This is a genomic window from Tellurirhabdus rosea, assembly GCF_026278345.1.
Lineage (GTDB): Bacteria > Bacteroidota > Bacteroidia > Cytophagales > Spirosomataceae > Tellurirhabdus > Tellurirhabdus rosea.
Genome location: NZ_CP111085.1, coordinates 4,814,773 through 4,831,505, shown reverse-complemented (window position 1 = coordinate 4,831,505; position 16,733 = coordinate 4,814,773). Strand labels below are relative to the sequence as shown.

Genomic DNA, 16,733 nt, shown 5'->3' with positions numbered 1-16,733 from the left:
CCGCAAAAAACCCCGGCGCTACACCGGGGCTTTTTGCGGTTTGTACGCCTGCTGTTACAGTTTATTCGGCTGGTAAATGCGAACGGTACCGTCGCCTTCGTTGCTGACAACCAACATACTGCGACCATTCGGGCTTTGGGAAGCAGGCACAAACAGCAAGCCTTCCGGGGCGTCGCCGGTTTCGAGAAGCTGCAGGAATTGGGGAGCCGCCGGATTGCTGACATCGTAAATGGCTATGGCATCGGCCCGTTCCAGGCCGACAAAGGCGATGGGCCTGCCGTTTATGCTTCCGACAACCACCCCCTCCGGTTCCACGCCTTTGTCGTCCGAGCGGTCGTCGTCGTATTTGCCGGCGGCAATGACCCGCTCCTCCAGGCTTTTCCCGGACTCGTACACCCGCTGGCCCGTCGTGGCGTTGTAGATGCTGAAACCCCGGCCGCCGAAACCGTAGAGGACATCATAATCCCCGTCCCGGTCGGTGTCGCCGGCGGTATTGGTCACGCGCAGACGGCCCAGGCTGGCGTTCTGCTTCAGCGTGGCTCCGTTGGGGAAGGCTGTGGCGTCGAGGTTCAGGCTACCGATGCGGACTTCTTCGGTCAGGGCCGTGTACTCCCGGGCGTCTCCTTCGTCGGCGGTAACGTAATACTCCATTGAACCGGCTTTGAACGTCGAGATGGCATCGGGCAGGAAAAATGACTGAACCGGCCAGACGCCCGGTTGAATCCGGGAATCCCGGTCGCTGGGGTCAATCGCGTTTTCGGCCAGGTTGTAATTTTTGGTTCCCAGCGGCAGAATCCGCAGAATCGTGCCGTTGATGAGGTCTACCTCGGCAATGCCGTTGTTCTCCTGCAGGGTGACAAACGCCTTTCGCGAATCCGCCGAAACGGCTACGTATTCCGGCTCAACGTCTTTGGCCAGCGTTGCATTGGGGCCGAAAACCCGGAAGCCGCCCGCCGTCAGCTGGTTCAGCGATCCGGCAAAAGCCCCAAAGCCGAGGGTGCGGACCCCGTAATTGGCCGACACGTCGATGATGGAAATGGACCCTTCCGGATCGTTGGTGTAACTGGCATTCGGTTCGCCTTCGTTAGCCGTGATGATGAAGCGGCCGTCGGGGCTGAACGTCACCATGTCTGGCAACGCTCCCACCGGAACCTGTCTGATCAGATTCAGCGTGTTCGTGTTGAGGATCACGACGCTGCCGTTGTCCTGTTTGACGGTGGCTTCAATGGCAATCGCGAGTTTGCCGTCGTGTACGGCCACGCTGTTGGCTACCCCGCCATACGCCGCCACGTCGATGGACGGAAGCTTTTTCACCGTCGGCAGGGCCGACAGATCCAGAACATCAATGCGGGGCGTGGTTTCGTTGCTCACCGTAAACAGCCGTTTGGTCGCGGGGTCGAAGGCCGAGATTTCGGCCGCCGCCGTACCGCCCAGGTCCTGAGTCGCCACGAGTTGAAAGGCAGCGGCATCTTCCCGAATCGGGCCGGGCACCGGGTGGTCGCTGCAGGCGGTCAGCAGCAGACCGGAAACCATGGCAGGGAAGAGTAAACGGGTCGTTGTCATAGAGCGTGAATAGGTTTGGACGGGTAAAATTAGAGCATCCCCCAAGCCCTCCGCTTCGCCCCCGACGACCTTAACAATTATTTAAACCAGTTAACATTTCGGTAACATTTTTCCTTCGTCGGACGTACCGGCGGTTCAGCAACCCGGTTGGCGGCTTCGTCAGAATTTCTTTTTGAGGGCAAACAGGAAGTGGTAGATTGCGTTAGATTCCTGAACCGAGAAAGAGAACGGGGCGACCGAACCATTTCCCATGCGCGAAGAAGAGAAGATCGTAAACGATAACCACTTTCAGGCCCAGTTTGCCGCCCTGAAAGACCAGATCAGTCCGCATTTTTTGTTCAACAGCCTGAGCGTTCTGGCCTCGCTGGTGCGCAAGGACCCGGACCTGTCCGAGCAGTTCATCGACCATCTGGCCCGGGCTTATCGCTATATTCTGGAGCATAAGGACGACGAGCGCGTTTCACTCAGCGACGAAATGGACTTTGCCCGGTCGTACGCCTTTCTGCTGGAAGTCCGCTTCCGCCGAAAGTTTCGGGTGACCTTTCCGCCGCAGGAAGCCTGCCGCCATTTCACCCTGCTGCCTTTCACGCTTCAGCTGTTGATCGAAAATGCGATCCGGCATAACCGCATGTCGGCCACCGAGCCGCTGCTGGTCGAAATGCTCGTCGGGGAGGCGTCCGTGCTGACCGTCCGGAACAACCGCCAGTTGCGTACGCAGCCGGAGGGAGACCGACGCCTCGGGCTGGCCAATATCCGGCACCGTTACGCCCTGCTCACCGGCCTTCCGGTGAATGTGGACGAAACGGACAAGCAGTTTGCCGTCCAGATTCCGCTGCTGCGAACCGACCGTTAAACCCGGTTCTTATCGTCCATACCAAACGTATACACCCTTGTTAATCGTATCTTTGTCGGACATTCACCGACTTCAATGCCTGCTAACCCATCCAGTACTTCCATGCCCCTGCATTCGGCATTTCAGACCCAGCTCACCAACTTCCGGGCGCTTATTGAGCATAGCTCGGATGTGATCATCATCTCCGATGCCGGGGGAATCGAGCGGTACGTCAGCCCGTCGGTGCGGCGGGTGCTGGGGTACGAGCCGGAGGAAATGCTGGCGCGCAGCCAGTACCTGCTCCACCACCCCGAAGACCGGGACCGGGTCCGGAAGACCTTTTTCGATTTTGTCGAAAGCAAGGACAAAACCCCGATCGTTTTCAGCTGGCGGTTTCTGCACAAAAACGGCTCCTGGCGCTGGATTGAAGCGACGGCCTCCAACCAGCTCGACAATCCGCTGATCAACGGCATCATCCTCAACTTTCGCGACATCACCCAGGCCAAGGAACAGGCAGCCGAAATCCAGCGGCAGGCGGCCCGCTTTCAGGCCATGATGGAAAATATTGAAGACCAGATCCAGATTTATGCGACGGACGGACGGCTCCTCTACACCAATCGCCGCGACCTCATTTCTGACCTGGCTCCCGAACTGCTGACCGAAAAACAGGGCGACCTGCTTTGGTGGATTCATCCGGAAGAGCGGCCGCAGATGATCGACCTGTTCCATAAGCTGGCGACCGGAGAGCTGATGCAGGTGCTGGCCGAATACCGGATTGTGGATTTGCAGGGCAAGATGCGCTGGGTCGAAACTTTCGCCACCAGCCAGGTCAACAACGAGGCCGTGGGTGGTATTCTGGCCAACGTGCGCGACATCACCCGCCGCAAGCAACTGGAAGAGGCCCTCCGCGCCGCCAAGGAAAAGGCCGAGGCCGACGCCCGGGAGATTGAACGCAGCAACCTCGAAATCCGGCTCAAAAACCGGGAACTCAAAAAGCTGAACGAGGAAAAGAACGAGCTGCTGCAGATCGTCTCGCACGACCTGAAAAACCCGCTGTACAACCTGCAGCACGAGGCACTGGCCATTCTGGACAATCCCGAGAACGTCCGGCCGCATGTCCTCCGCGTTCTGAGCTGTGCCGACAAAATGCTGAGCCTCATCACCAACTTCCTGAGCATTCACACCATCGAATCCGGAAAACTCGAAATCCGGAGCGAGCGGGTCAGTATGCCGGAACAGGTCAGCCGGGTCCTGCAGTTCTACGGAGAACGCATGCGTCACAAGCAGTTGTCGGTGACGACGGCCTGGCCCGAGGGCAGTCTGGACGTGCGGGCCGACGCCAATGCCGTCCACCAGATTCTGGACAACCTGATTTCCAACGCCATCAAGTATTCGCCGCCGGGCGGCACCATTCAGATCGAGCTCGTTGCCGGACCCGACGCGCTCATCACCCGGATACAGGACCAGGGCGCGGGCGTGCCCCTCGACGAAGCGGACCGGCTGTTCCGGAAATTCACCAGGCTCTCGCCCAAACCCACGGCGGGCGAAAGTTCCAACGGGCTGGGGCTGGCCATTACCAAAAAATTAGTCCATCTCCTGCAGGGCGAAATCTGGTACGAACACCACCCCGGCGCGGGTGCGACGTTCGCCTTCGAACTGCCGGCCTGGAATAAGTAGGGTTAAAAGTGTAAGGTGGAAAACGTCGGGAAAGGCGAAACCTCAAACTTTAACCCTAACCCTTAAATCATAAACAACTCATGAACGTACTCATCATCGAAGACGAAGACCTGACGGCTGAACGGCTCGAAGACCTGCTGAAAAAATATGATCCCGCCATTCGCGTGGCGGCCATGCTCCCTTCCGTACGGGAAACCGTGCAGTGGCTGCAAACCCACAGCCCCGGACACCCCGACTACCCGGACCTGATTTTCATGGATATTCATCTGGAAGACGATCTGTGTTTCCGGATTTTTGAGCAGGTGAACCTGTCGGTGCCCATCATCTTCACGACGGCCTTCGACGAATACATGATCAAGGCGTTTCGGGTCAACAGCATCGATTACCTGCTGAAGCCGGTCAGCTTTGAAGCGCTGGCGGCGGCCATGCAGAAGTATCATTCGCTGAAACGGCAATTCTCCCTGACCGATCTCGAAGCCCTGCGTCAGGTGATGGGCCAGCCCCGGCAGGAATACAAAAACCGGTTCCTGATTACGGTCGGCACGCGCCTGCGGACCATCGAAACGGGCGAGGTGGCGTATTTTTTCTCGGAAGAAAAGATCACGTTTCTGGTCACCCGAGACAACCAGCGGCTGCCGCTCGATTTCAGCCTCGACAAGCTGGCGACGATGCTGAATCCGGCGGATTTTTTCCGGGCCAACCGGCAGTTTCTGGTCGCGCTGCCCTCAATCAAAAATATTCACACCTATTCCAGCAGTAAACTCAAACTGGAATTGCAGCCCGACCCGCGCACGGAGGTCTTTATCAGTAAGGAAAAAGTCAGTACGTTCAAGGATTGGCTGGATGCCTGAAGACTCCGGGCCCCGTTTCGCCCCGTTTTTAACGGTTCATTATTAAACATTTCCCCACAGGGCCTGTTACATTAACGAACACCCAAACGGGTTAAACTCAACGTTAAACATGAAAAAACAGGTTACTTTAGCTCTGCTGGCGGTGGGGATTGCCGGAGCTAACGTGGCGTTCGGCCAGCGTGATTCCCGAACAAACGATAATGACCGCTATCGCCGCGACAACGTCCGGCCCAACGACTCCCGTTCGCTGAATAACCAGTCAATGGATGACCGTCGGTACGACGACCGCCGCATGAACGACCAGCGTTCGGGCAGCATGTCGGGCCCGATGGACCGCAGCATGTCGACGCAGCAATACGAACGGGCGCTCATCAACGCCTACAAGGAAGGATACCGCGACGGAATGGAAACCGCCCGGCAGTTGGGCCGCAACGACGGCGTAGCGCCGGGTTTCAGCGACCGGAATAACCGCGACAACCGCGATAACCGCAGCGACTCGAACAGCGGCGGCCTTTTCGGCGGACGCAACAACCGCTCCGGTGACAACTCCGAAAACCGCAATTCCGTCGATAAACGGGAATATGACCGGCTGCGCGAAGAACTTGACGATGTAAAGAAAGAAAACGAAAAGCTGGAGAAGAAAGCCGACCGCTACAAGGCTTTCACCGGAGGCTTCTATGCGGGGGCCAACACCACGCGCTTTCTGGGTGAAAATGCCGGCGGCAACGACCTGAGCGGTCGCCTGGGCTACCAGGTCGGCGTCTTCACGCGCTTCGGCGGCCGCATCTACGGACAACTCGGGGCCGAGTATTTTGCCACCAGCTCCAACTACTTCTCCCCCGGCGACGGCCAGAATCTGGAAAACATTACGGGCCGCATCAATACCCAGTGGCTGCAGATTCCGGTCCTGGTAGGCGTGAAACTGGCGCAGTCGAAGCGCGGAATCTCGGGCGTGCGCCTGGGAGTCGGCGCCGAATATGCCAACCGGCTGGGCGGCAGCAACACGGTCAATATCGACGACAACGAAATCAAAAGCGGGACCTTCCTGGCCCTGGGCAACCTCGGCTTTGACATCGGTCCGCTGCTGATCGACCTTGTATACCACCACGGTCTCAACGACGCCATCGAAGGCTTCAACAACTCCCAGCGCCGCTCTTTCGGCGTCAATGTGGGCTTTAAGTTCTAAAAAGACGTTTTAAGGTTTAACGTTTAAGGTTTAACGTAGCTCCGCTGGGCCCAAAGAGGGCAGAAAAGCCTAAGCACCGTTAAACTTTAAACCTTAAACTTTAAACCTTAAACTTAAGATACGTTATGAAAAAGACATTTTGGCCGGTAGCGGCCCTTCTGATAGGACTGTTTACCACCTCCTGCGATTCGTCTAAGGGGTTATTCAGCCGCCGCGACAGCGACGACCGGGACGACCGCCGGGAACGCACCGCTTACAACGAAAATCGCGATTCTGACGACCGCGAAGGCCGGTCAACGGCCGGACGGGAACGCCGGTCGGAACTGGGCGACGATGTCCGTAACCGCAGCCGCGAAGTCCGCGACGACGTGCGCGATACCGGACGTGAAGTAGGAAACGACGTGCGTGAACGGACCGATAACGTCCGCGACGATGTTCGGGACAAAGCCCGGAATGTGCGGGAAGATGTGCGGGATAAAGCCCAGAACGTCAAAGAGGACATTCGCGAAAAAGCCCCCGAAGTAAAAGAAGATGCCCGCCGGGTTGCGGGTGAACTGAAGCAGGACGCCACCAACAACCGGCTGTTCGGCAACGGTCCGGATCAGGATACGCCCGAAGAAGATGCCTTTGAGGAGCGCATCCGCGAGCGGTTGGGCCTCAGCAGCGGCCAGAGCAACCAGCGCAACAACGACCAGCGCGGTAACGACCAGCGCAACAGCGATCAGCGGAATTACGACCAGCGTGGTAACGACCAGCGCAGTTCGGACAGCCGCCAGTATTCCAACAGTCGCCAGTACTCGGACAACGGTTCGTATTCCGATAACCGTTCGGGCAACGACCGGTACAGTTCGGGCAGCCAGATGAACGATCGGGGTAGCAACGACTACCGTCAGGATCAGTCGGGAAATTATTCAGACAACAACCGCATGCAGGGCGACCGCTACAGCAGCAACTCGTCCGGCAATTACTCGGGTCGTGAGAGCCGCGGCGGTTCCTACGCCGGAGACCAGTACAGCCAGATGGACCGCATGGACAACCGTCAGTCCGACAGCCGGTACATGGACAACCGGGGTATGGACAGTCGGAGCATGGACAGTCGTTCCGGCGATTCCCGCCAGTATGATGAACGTTCTTCGTACAACGACAGCGGAAATCGGGACGACCGGGGCGGCAATTACAGCGAGGGCCGCAGCGGCCGTTCCAACCTGGACGGTGACCGCCGGGAACTGGCCGACCGCATCGGGTCAATGATGGACAATCTCGACCGTCAGATTGAGCAGATGAGCCGCAATACCAGCGCCAGCGGCCGTTTGCAGCGCCAGGCGACTGTACGCGAACTTGAAAAACAGCGCAATGACCTGATGAAAGCTTATTATCAGGTTCAGCGCGGCTCGGAGCAGAACTGGGCACAAACCCGTCGACAGGCCGACCGGCTTATCTACGACGTTGAGGAACGCCTGGAAAAAATGGATCAACGTACAAACCGATAACTTTTGCGTTGAGGGCAGGCGGGGCACCGAAAGGGGCTCCGCCTGTTTTATTTTCACCACCCCGAAAGGGCCTAGGCCCTTTCGGGGTGGGTTTGTCCTGCGTCAAAACTCAACATTTATTCAATCGGAAGACCGTTTTTGTCCCTTCGCCATCCCGCCGTTTTTACCTTTGTGGTTAAACCGCTTCTGCCATGTCCCATTCTGCCCTGCCGCTCCTCCGCATCGGTTCCCATCCTGAGAAGGCCAACCTGACGAAAGGCCAGCAGGACTTTAACCGGTTCAGCCAGCGGATCGACGAGCTAAGCCGGGAACTGACGGCCTACCGCGATGCCCTGAACGAAGTGTATCGGAAAGCGGACGGGGAGTATGAGCCGCTTTACCGGGAGTACCAGCAGCAGCGGGCACTGCTCGTCCGGGTACTGGACCGGGGCCATCAATCGGGGGCATTTAAGGCCGGTGACCGCAAAAAACTGGCCCGCCTGATTCTGGAAATCAGCTACGACCTCATTGCCCGGCACGGCCTGCGCGAGCTTATTCCGCTGTACGACCAGTACGACCCGGAAGGCTACGAAGCCGCCCGGCACGAGGCCCGGCAGAGTACCACCGACCAGTTGAAGCAGCAGGCCGCCGACCGCTTTGGCATCAACGTGCCGGACGAAGCGGGCATTGATTCGCCCGAAAAGCTCGCGGAATACCTCCGCACGCTCCAGCCCGGCTACGAAGAAAGCTGGGAGCAGCAGCAGGCCGCCGAAGCCAGCCGCCGTGAGCAGCAGAAGAAATCGGCGCGGCAGCAGAAACAGGAGGCCCGCCGACAGGCCGAAGAACGCCGCATCAGCCGGTCGGTGCGCTCGGTCTACCTCGATCTGGTCAAGGCTTTCCACCCCGACCGGGAACCCGACGAAGCCGAGAAAGGCCGCAAAACCGAAATTATGCAGCGCGTGACAGAAGCGTATGAAAAAAACGACCTCATGGCGTTGTTGAGCCTGCAATTTGAATTCGCCCGCATCGACCAGAACCACCTCGAAACGCTGGCCGAAGAACAGCTGGGCTATTACAACCGGATGCTGCGGCAGCAGGTCAAAGACCTGGAAACCGAGCTGGCCGACCTCAAACAGGAGGCCGCCGCTTTCCTCCGCACCTCCCTGCATTTTGTTCACGCCGCCGCCGGACTAAAGCCGCTTTTTGAGCAGGAAGTCCGCGAACTACGGAAAGATGTACAAAGCCTGAAGGCCGACGTGCGGGCGTTGAGCGAGACGGATACCCTGCGGCACTGGCTCAAGAGTTTTGTTTAACTTCGGGGCCAGACGAAGATTCTTAAACCCTCCCCAGCCCATCCGGGTTTTTGTCAAAAAACAACTATGGAAGCCCAATCCACAACGCTGCTTAAAGATTACTCAATCGAAGAACGCAGCGCCTACCTGGCCGCTCTGGCTACAATGGCCAATGCCGACGGCAACGTTTCTGACGAAGAAATTGAATTTCTGAACCTGCTCGCGGAAGCGGCTGAACTACCGGAAAACCTGCAACAGGAAGTTGTTCAGGTGGCGCGTAATCCGTCCCAAATCAGTCTTCAGCGATGCCTGGATACGCTCAAGCCCAGCCAACTGCGCTTTTCGTTCATCACGGACATCATCAGCTTTGCCAAAGCCGACGGCCAGTATACGCCCGAAGAAGAGCAGCAGATTCATAAAATGGCCGACTACCTGGGCGTCGATCAGCAGCAGTTCAGCATTCTGGACCGCTTCGTAGACAAGGCCGACGAGGCCCGGCAGCAGGGCCAGGACCCGACTTCGCCGCAGTTTCTGAACCAGAGCGGCTTTGGTTCGATGTTTCAGAAAGCCGGAATTTCGCCGAATATGGTGAAAGGCATGCTGGGCGTGCTCGCTCCCATTGTCATTTCGTCCATGCTCAGTCGCGGCAAACGGCGGCACCACGGCGGCGGGATGCTAGGCGGCTTGCTCGGTGGCCTCATGGGCGGGGGCAGCATGATGGGCGGAGGCCATCGCCGCGGCGGCGGACTGGGTTCGCTCATTTCCATCCTCGGCGGCCTGAGCGGACGGCCCCGCTACGGCGGCATGCGGTCGGGCGGGCTGGGTGGCCTGCTCGGCAGCATCCTGGGCGGACGGCGCGGATGGTAAAACAAACAAGGTGGCCGGAGAACCGGCCACCTTGTCCCCCCGGGGTTCAGCCCGGGTTCCTGTGGTGTTTCGAGCCAGGACCCGGAGTGTAGAGATCACCCGGGCTAAAGCCTGGGGTTACAGCACCAGGCCGCTGCGCTTCAGCATCGCCTGCGGTGACGGTTCGCGGCCCCGGAACTTCTTGTACAGTTCCATCGGCTTCTCGGTGCCGCCTTTTTCCAGAACGTTGCGGCGGAACTTATCGGCCACTTCCTTGTTGAAAATGCCTTTCTCCTTAAACGCTTCGAAGGCGTCGGCGTCCAGCACTTCCGACCATTTGTAGCTGTAGTATCCCGACGAATAGCCGCCCGCGAAGATGTGCGAGAAGGCTGGGCTCGTCGCCACACCCGCCGGAACGGGCAGCAGCGCCGTTTTCTGGTCTACTTTCTTTTCCACGTCGGCCACCGACTCGCCCGTCGGCTGCTGGCTGTGCCAGTACATGTCGATCATGCCCAGCTTCACCTGACGTACGTTGGCGATACCGGCCAGGAAGTTCTGGCTCGCGCGGATTTTGTCGATCAGTTCCTGCGGAATGGTTTCGCCGGTCTGGAAATGTTTGGCAAACAGGCGCAGGGCTTCCGGCTCGTAGGCCCAGTTTTCCATCACCTGCGAAGGCAGTTCCACGAAGTCCCAGGCTACGCTCGTGCCCGACAGGCTCGAATACTTGCCTTTCGTCAGCATGCCGTGCAGGCCGTGTCCGAACTCGTGGAAGAGCGTCGTCACTTCGTTGAAAGTCAGCAGGGAAGGCTTCGTTTCGGTCGGGCGGGTAAAGTTACAGACGTTCACCACGTGCGGGCGGACCTCTTCGCCGTTCACGATTTTCTGCGAACGGATGCCGTTCATCCAGGCCCCGGCGCGCTTGCCGGCCCGCGGGAAATAGTCACCGTAGAATACCGCCAGAAACTTGCCGTTCTCGTCGTAGACCTCAAACGCGCGGACTTCCGGGTTATAGACCGGGATGTCCTTGTTCTCTTTGAAGGTCACGCCGTAGAGCTTGTTGGCAATCGTAAAGATGCCGTCCAGCACGTTTTCCAGCTTGAAATACGGCTTCAGCATCTCGTCGTCGAGGCTGTAGCGTTCTTTCTTCAGTTTTTCGGCGTAGTAGCTGAAATCCCAGTTTTCGAGCGTTTCGGCCTTAAAGCCCTGCGATTTGGCGTAGGTGGTCAGGTCGGCGAGCTGCTTTTCGGCGACGGGCTTCGAGTAGCCCAGCATTTCGTCGAGGAACTGCTGCACCTTGTCGCGGGAACCGGCCATGCGGTCTTCGAGCATGTAATCCGCATGGGTTTTGTACCCCAGCAGTTTGGCGCGGTCGTAGCGCAGCTGCACCAGCCGCTGGATGATCTGCTCGTTGTTGTTATCATTTTTCTGGAAACCGCGGGAGTTGTAGGCCAGATACAGCTTTTTGCGCAGTTCGCGGTTGTTGGCATACTGCATGAACGGCAGGTAGCTCGGAGCCTGCAGCGTAAAGAGCCAGCCTTCCTTACCCTTCTGCTTGGCGGCGCCACGGGCGGCTTCGCGGGCAAACTCCGGCAGACCGTCCAGTTCCTTCTCGTCCGTAATCAGCATTTCGAACTGATTCGTTTCGTTCAGGACGTTCTCCCCGAATTTCAGCGACAGCTGCGACATCTCCTTGTTGATTTCGCGCAGCTTGACCTTGTCGGCTTCCGACAGGTTGGCCCCGTTGCGGGCAAAGCCTTTGTAAGACTTCTCCAGGAGCATTTTGTCCGTCGCGTCGAGTTTCAGTTTGTCGCGCTGCTCGTAAACGGCTTTCACGCGGGCAAACAGTTTTTCGTTCAGCGAAATGTCGTTGCTGTATTCGGTCAGCAGCGGCGAAGCTTCCCGGACGATGCCCTGCAGTTCGGGCGTGGTTTCGGAGCTGTTGAGGTTAAACATCACCGACGTCACCTTGTTGACGGCTTCTCCGGCCCGTTCGAGCGCCACGATCGTATTTTCGAAGGTCGGCTTGGCGGTGTTACCGGCGATGGCATCGATTTCTTTTTTGCCCTGCGCAATGGCTTCTTTCAGCGCGGGCAGATAATGGTCGTTCTTGATCAGGTTGAACGGAACCGTCCCATGCGGGGTGCGGTACGGCTGTAGCAGCGGATTCTCGCTCATTTTCTGGGGTTGGGACGCCGTCTGGCTGGCCTTGGGTTGCGCCGTAACGGTTACGGAAGGAACCGCCGAGGCAACGGTTGCCAGCAGCAGCGCCCGGCTGGTTAGTTGTTGAATGGATAACATAAAGCTTCGCAGATTGGGTTTCTTTTCGCCAATAGTTCGCATTTTACCGATTTAAAGGGTACTAATTTATTCAAAATTGGCCGAAAGGTAACATGTCTGGCTGAGCGGCGGCGAAATTCACGCGGTTTGGGGGAGGCTACGCCCGGGCGGTATTCGGTCCGTTACTCCTTCCCCACCAGCAGCGGATGCACCCGCAGGCCCTTCACCCGGTTCCATTCCAGCGAGGGCGCGGCGATTTTCTGGAACTGGGCCACGCCGATAAACCGCCGCCAGGAATCGTTCAGCGGGCCGATCCGCGACAGATCGGCATCGGGCGAAAGGAAAAACTGGCGGTAACGCTCGAACTTCACCTCCCTGCCGTCCCTGTCGAAAATCGGCGGGTTCTCGTGGCCGCCAATCATGCCGCTGCCGCTGTAGCCGACCGCCAGATTGAGCCATTTCGGAAACGACGGACCCACGGGCAGCGTCGAGGCGAGGTTCAGCGAAAGCCAGTACTGCTGGGCGTTGTAGTCTTTCAGGAACTGCACGCCGGTGGTTTTGCCGAGCAGGTTGGGGCGGTACGGCGCGTAAATACTTTTGCGCCAGCCGAAGCGCATGGTCACTTTCTGCTCGTTGAAGGCATACTGCTGCCCCATGAACAGGGCCGCGCCGGTCACGTTGGCCAGCATGTCGCCCCGCGAGAATCCCCAGCCTTCCGAGTAGCCGTCGTACACCTCGATGGTGCTCTGGAACAGCAGCGCCAGCAGTCCGCCCGTCAGCACCGAAGCCCGCTCGTTGACGCCGCTCCAGCGAAACAGCTCGTACCCGCCGCGGCTGAAGAGGTAGGCCGTAGCGACATGCCCCACTTTGTCCATCTGCAACCATTCGCGATTGTCGTTGAAGCGGTGAAACGGCACTTTTTTCTTGTACCAGGCTTTTTTCAGAAAGTAGAGCGTCACCCCGTAGAACACGGCCGTTCCGACGACGACGCCGGTCAGGCGGGCGCGGTTGGGGCCTTCCGCCGCCGGACTTCCGAGAGTAAGGGGCGGCTGGGCCCGAACGGATAAAACGCCTGCCATCTGGAGCAGAACGCAGACCAGCAGAACGGTAAAACGAATCTTCATTCTGCAAAGTAAACCAAATCCGGCGCTACCCGCACGAAGCCGCCCCGCCCCGTCTACTCACTCGTGCAAAATGGAGTCTGAGTATTTTTAGGGACTCTCCACATTATCCAGATGTTAAGCACCCGAAGGCGCTCCTTCTCCCCCATTTTGCAGGATGCCCGGCTCCACCCGAATCGTTTCCCATTACCCGAGCCACAAAGTAGATTATTTTGAATAATTGTTGTGGCAACTACTTGTTTCCTCTTCATTTTTTGGTAAACTATTCCAAACGGGCGAAAACCAAAAAGGTATACTTAGTCACTGGCAGACAAGTCGTTGGCGGTTTTTACTCAATTTCTTAACCAAACATCTTTCTTATCCACTTCTATGAACAAACTGCTACTGGCAGGAGTCTTATGGTTATTACTCCTGAGTCCGGCATGGGCACAAGACCGGACGATCTCCGGAACTGTCAGGTCCAATGAGGACAACTCTTCGCTGCCCGGTGTCAGCATCACCATCAAAGGATCTTCCCGCGGAACTACAACCAACGAAAACGGCGAATACCGCCTGACGGTCCCGACGGAGGCCACCACACTTACGTTCTCGTTTATCGGTTTTGCTACCCAGGACGTGGCGATTGGCAACCGCACGACGATTGATGTGACGCTGGCCGAAGACGCCTCCACCCTTCAGGAAGTCGTGGTGACGGCCCTTGGGATTTCCCGCGAAAAGAAAGCGCTGAACTATGCCGTACAGGACATTCGGCAGGAAAAGCTCAACATCGCCCGCGAACAGAACGTGGCCAACGCCCTGGCCGGTAAAATCGCCGGGGTGCAGGTCCTGGGCCAGTCGGGAGCTAAATTCGGTACGCCGAACATCCGGATTCGCGGGATCAACTCGCTGACCGGGGCCGACCCGCTGTATGTCGTGGACGGCACGCCGACGGACATCAACCAGGTGAACATGGATGAAGTCGAGTCGCTTTCGGTCCTGAAAGGTCCGGCCGCGACGGCGCTCTACGGAAACCGCGCCGCTCAGGGTGTAGTGGTCATCACGACCCGCCGCGCCCGCGCCGGCGAAACCCGGCTGGACATCAACCACAGCACCACGCTGGACATGGTGTCGATGCTGCCGAAGTACCAGAACGAGTACGGCGGCGGCTATTCGCAGGATTGGGCTACCTTTAAGTTCAACCCGGCGATTCACCCGGCCGACTGGGCTTCTTTTGAAGGACAGAAAATCCTGAACTACTCCGCCGACGAAAGCTGGGGTCCGCGTCTCGACGGGTCGCCGCACCGCTCGGCCGCTTCGTGGCAGCAGGGTCCGGAGTTCGGACAGTTGACGCCGTTTTCGCCCCAGCCCAACAACGTCCGGGACTTCTTCGAAAAGCCCATCAGCCATAACACGAACGTGTCGTTTTCGCGGGGCACCGAGGCTTTCCAGAGCCGGATCGGGTACACGCACATCATCAACAACGGGATTGTGCCCAACTCGTCGCAGACCCGCGATTTTGTCAGCGCCCGCAACTCGATTCTGTTCGGCAAAAACCTGACGGCAAACCTGAACCTGAACTACACGTCTACCCGCACGGTCAACCAGCCGGCCGACCGCTACGGCTCGACGGGCGGTACCGGGGCCAGCAACAGCCTGTTTGGCATCAGCAACCCGATTCTGAACGGGTACAACCAGACCGTCGGCTCGTTCAACCAGTGGTTCCAGCGGCAACTCAAAATCGAAGACCTGCGGAACTACCGCAACCCGGACGGCACCTACCGGAGCTGGAACATCGGCGGCCCCACCGACCCGCGTCCGAAGTACTGGGACAGCCCCTACACGCAGGTGTATGAGAACACCAACCTCAACCGCAGCAACCGCCTCTTCGGGGACATCGGTCTGGCTTACCAGGTCCTGCCCTCCCTGAAAGTGTCGGCCACCGTGCGCCGCGACCAGGGTACGTTCAACCAGGAAGGCCGCATCGCGCAGGGAACCCTGAACGAAGGCGGACTGGGCGGCTTCTCGACCTTCACGGCCAACGTGCTGGAGAACAACTACGAATTGCTGGCGAATTACAACCAGGAGTTTGGCAACATCTCGGTCGTCGCCAACGCCGGGGGTAACATCCGCTACAACCGCACGGACGGACTCTTCCAATCGACGGTTGGCGGCCTGTCGGCGCCGAACTTCTACGCCATTGCGGCGTCCATCGACCGGCCCGCCGCCAACAACTACCTGTTTGAGCGTCAGGTCAACTCGGTTTTCGGTAACGTGAGCGTCGGCTACCGCGATTTCCTGTTCGTCGAAGGTTCGCTCCGGAACGACTGGTCTTCTACCCTGCCCAACGGCCAGAACTCTTACCTGTACCCGTCCGTTTCGGCCGGTCTGGTGTTTACCGAGTTCATTCCGAACCGGGCGATCCTGTCGTACGGAAAAATCCGGGCCGGTTACGCCCAGGTGGGTACCGACACGGGTCCGTACCAGACCCGCCTCGCCTTTGGCACAGGTACGCCCTACGGCAACAACGCCACGCTTTTCCTGCCCACGACGCTGCCGAACTCGGAACTCCAGGCGGGTCTGTCTTCTTCGTACGAAGCCGGTCTTGATCTGCGGTTCCTCAACAACCGCTTCGGACTGGAATTTACGGCGTATCAGAACGACAACACCAACCAGATCATTCCGCTGCCGGTTGCCCCGACCAGTGGTTATACCAACGCCGTCATCAACGCCGGTCTGATCAAAACGAGCGGTCTGGAACTGCACATTTATGCCAATCCGATTCGGAGCACGTCCGGTTTCAACTGGGAGTTCGACATCAACGCCGACCGCAACCAGACGAAAGTGGTCGAACTGGCCGAGGGTCTGACCAACTACCAGATCGACGGCCCGCAGTGGCGGACGCTGACGCTGAACGCCCGCGCCGGCGAACAGTGGGGTCTGCTGGTCGGACAGGGGATTGCGAAAGACGAGCAGGGTCGCCCGCTGGTCTACGCCCCGACGGCCGAAAACGTGGATGCCGGAATCGCCGGACTTTACATCAAAGAGAACAACGTACCGCTGGGCTCGGTCCTGCCGAAGTTCAAGGGCGGCTGGCTCAACACGTTTACGTACAAGAACGCCACGCTGCGGATCAACACGGACTTTGTGGTGGGCGGTAAGTTCTTCTCGACGACCAAGATGTTCAACGCCTACTCAGGCCTCAGCGCCGAAACGGCGGGTCTCAACGAACTCGGCAAGCCCCTGCGCGACGATCCGGCAACGGGCGGCGGTGTTCTGCTCGACGGCGTAACGGAAGACGGCCAGCCGAACACCACCCGCGTGGACGCGCAGAACCTGTACGAGAACTGGCTGTTTGCCCTCAACGAGTACTGGATCTACGACAAAACGTACGTGAAGCTGCGGGAGATTTCGCTGGGTTACAACCTGCCGAAGCGCATTCTGGGCAACGCCATCAAATCGGCCAACGTGTCGCTTATCGCCCGCAACCCGCTGCTGATTTACAGCGCCATCGGCGGCGGTATCGACATCTCGGAGTCCGAAACGCTCTGGTACGAAGGCGGTCAGCTGCCGCCGGTCCGGTCGTTCGGCATCAACGTGCGGCTTGGGTTCTAAAAAATCGTTTAACGTGTAAAGTTTAACG

General features: G+C 58.5%; 11 protein-coding genes. 8 read left to right on the top strand and 3 right to left on the bottom strand.

Annotated elements, in window-relative coordinates:
• Positions 1-54: 54 nt before the first annotated feature.
• Positions 55-1,563 carry a choice-of-anchor I family protein gene (locus tag ORG26_RS20435; RefSeq protein WP_266365117.1) on the bottom strand — a complete coding sequence of 503 codons (1,509 nt, stop codon included), beginning with the start codon at positions 1,561-1,563 and terminating at the stop codon, positions 55-57.
• 250 nt (positions 1,564-1,813) lie between these two features.
• Between ORG26_RS20435 and ORG26_RS20430 the strand changes: the two genes are divergently transcribed.
• The 7 genes from ORG26_RS20430 (at position 1,814) to ORG26_RS20400 (ending at position 9,737) form a co-directional block, all read left to right on the top strand.
• Complete coding sequence (locus ORG26_RS20430; protein ID WP_266365115.1) at positions 1,814-2,416, top strand: sensor histidine kinase; 603 nt, start codon at positions 1,814-1,816, stop codon at positions 2,414-2,416.
• Positions 2,417-2,518: 102 nt separating this feature from the next.
• Positions 2,519-4,072, top strand: coding sequence for a sensor histidine kinase (locus ORG26_RS20425; RefSeq protein ID WP_266365114.1), 1,554 nt, complete (start codon positions 2,519-2,521; stop codon positions 4,070-4,072).
• A gap of 80 nt (positions 4,073-4,152) precedes the next feature.
• Complete coding sequence (locus tag ORG26_RS20420; protein WP_266365112.1) at positions 4,153-4,923, top strand: LytR/AlgR family response regulator transcription factor; 771 nt, start codon at positions 4,153-4,155, stop codon at positions 4,921-4,923.
• Between the two features lie 109 nt (positions 4,924-5,032).
• A complete protein-coding gene (locus ORG26_RS20415; protein ID WP_266365110.1) occupies positions 5,033-6,109 on the top strand; it encodes a porin family protein in 1,077 nt (358 codons plus the stop codon).
• Positions 6,110-6,234: 125 nt separating this feature from the next.
• The gene (locus ORG26_RS20410; protein ID WP_266365108.1) at positions 6,235-7,599 is read left to right on the top strand and encodes a hypothetical protein; all 1,365 of its coding nucleotides are present in this window, start codon (positions 6,235-6,237) and stop codon (positions 7,597-7,599) included.
• 191 nt (positions 7,600-7,790) lie between these two features.
• Positions 7,791-8,891 (top strand): hypothetical protein, encoded by a 1,101-nt coding sequence (locus ORG26_RS20405; RefSeq protein ID WP_266365106.1) that lies wholly within the window; start codon positions 7,791-7,793, stop codon positions 8,889-8,891.
• 66 nt (positions 8,892-8,957) lie between these two features.
• A complete protein-coding gene (locus tag ORG26_RS20400) occupies positions 8,958-9,737 on the top strand; it encodes a tellurite resistance TerB family protein (RefSeq protein ID WP_266365104.1) in 780 nt (259 codons plus the stop codon).
• Positions 9,738-9,854: 117 nt separating this feature from the next.
• Here the strand turns inward: ORG26_RS20400 and ORG26_RS20395 are convergent, their stop codons facing one another.
• Positions 9,855-12,014: a M3 family metallopeptidase gene (locus ORG26_RS20395; RefSeq protein WP_323134304.1), complete on the bottom strand. Its 2,160-nt coding sequence runs from the start codon at positions 12,012-12,014 to the stop codon at positions 9,855-9,857.
• A 161-nt stretch (positions 12,015-12,175) separates the two neighbouring features.
• The gene (locus ORG26_RS20390; RefSeq protein ID WP_266365102.1) at positions 12,176-13,117 is read right to left on the bottom strand and encodes a DUF2279 domain-containing protein; all 942 of its coding nucleotides are present in this window, start codon (positions 13,115-13,117) and stop codon (positions 12,176-12,178) included.
• Positions 13,118-13,483: 366 nt separating this feature from the next.
• On the opposite strand from ORG26_RS20390, the gene ORG26_RS20385 reads away from it, so the two are divergent.
• Positions 13,484-16,705 carry a SusC/RagA family TonB-linked outer membrane protein gene (locus tag ORG26_RS20385; RefSeq protein WP_266365100.1) on the top strand — a complete coding sequence of 1,074 codons (3,222 nt, stop codon included), beginning with the start codon at positions 13,484-13,486 and terminating at the stop codon, positions 16,703-16,705.
• Positions 16,706-16,733: the final 28 nt, after the last annotated feature.